The sequence below is a fragment of the Stenotrophomonas sp. 01N47 genome, assembly GCF_056399165.1.
This window is the reverse complement of the sequence record NZ_JBFTQU010000032.1, coordinates 1-568: the sequence shown is the minus strand read 5'-3', so window position 1 is coordinate 568 and position 568 is coordinate 1. Positions and strand designations below refer to the sequence as shown.

Here is a 568-nt window from a genome sequence, read left to right as displayed (position 1 = left end):
ACGGCAAGGCGTTCACGGCCCTGGGCGAGCCGATGGCGATGGTGTTCCAGCTGCGCACCTTCCAGGGCGTGCGCTATGGCCTGTTCGCCTTCAACGAGGCCGGCCGCGAGGGCGGGGTCGCCGACTTCGACGCCTTCGAGGTGTTCGAGCCGCATCCCCGCGGCCTGCGCCGGCCGATCCCGGACGGCCGCAAGGTGACGCTGGCGGCGCTGGGCCAGCAGAGGGTGGTGAGCGTCGAGAAGCGGCCGCTGGGGCGGGCGTTGCTGCGCGGGCCGGAAGGCTACCTGACCGTCGCCGCCGACGGGACCGTGAGCGCCTCGAAGGCGCGCGACGACAAGGCCCAGGCCTTCCAGTGGATCGAGACGCCGACGGGCGAGTTGGCTTTGATGTCGCTGGTCACCAACCGCTTCCTGCGGGTGTCGGAGGCGGGCGTCTGGACCGCCGACAGTCCGGGACCGCAATCCGACGGGCTGGACGGGGCGCGGTTTGTTTGGACTGAAGCTCGATAGCAAAAATCATCGTCATCCCGGGCGAAGGCGCGTAGCGCCGCAGACCCGGGACCCAGGGG

General features: G+C 70.8%; 1 pseudogene. It reads left to right on the top strand.

Annotated elements, in window-relative coordinates:
- Window positions 1–509, top strand: a pseudogene (locus tag AC1DKR_RS21050) (hypothetical protein); the annotation flags it as partial.
- Between the last annotated feature and the right edge of the window lie 59 nt (window positions 510–568).